1 protein-coding gene is annotated in these 521 nt (G+C 57.0%); it reads left to right on the top strand.

Translation table 11 applies throughout. The features are described from left to right. A partial coding sequence (locus tag AACY19_RS26965) for a hypothetical protein (RefSeq protein WP_339454545.1) occupies positions 1-521 on the top strand: 521 nt, incomplete at both ends.

The following is a 521-nucleotide window of genomic DNA, read 5'->3' as shown; positions in this document are numbered from 1 at the left end:
GCGTCCGGCGGACAATGTGCTGTTGACGCTCGATGCGCTGCATGGCGAATTCACCACGCACCGCGACGAATATCACCTCGCGACGCGGCCCAACAACACGTCGGGCTCGGTGATCTTCGATACGACCTCGAAGATCAATTCGATCCATTGGGACAGCAGCAACTTTGTCGATGCGATCAGCGTCGACAACGTCACCTATGCCAGCGAACACCGCCGCTCGCTCAACAAGAACCGCTTCAACCAGCTCGCGCTGACCGGAAAATGGGATGTGAATGACAGCCTCGGCTTCGACGGCCATGTCGGCTATGAGGATTCGAAATACACTACCCCGTATGATGACAAGCTGTACCTGCGCGCTTATGGCGGCATGACCACGACCTATGCGGCGGACGGCACCTCGGCGACCAACGTCTATCGTTGGAACACCACCGATGCGTCGAAATATGAGTTCAAGGAATTCTACTTCCGCGAATTCTGGAACAAGACCAGCCTGCGCGAAGCGACCGGCAACGGGCATCTAA

This window comes from Pseudomonas sp. EA_5y_Pfl2_R50 (genome assembly GCF_963970475.1).
Taxonomy (GTDB): domain Bacteria; phylum Pseudomonadota; class Gammaproteobacteria; order Pseudomonadales; family Pseudomonadaceae; genus Aquipseudomonas.
Note: the sequence above shows the minus strand (reverse complement) of the source record. Positions and strands in the feature narration are given on the sequence as shown.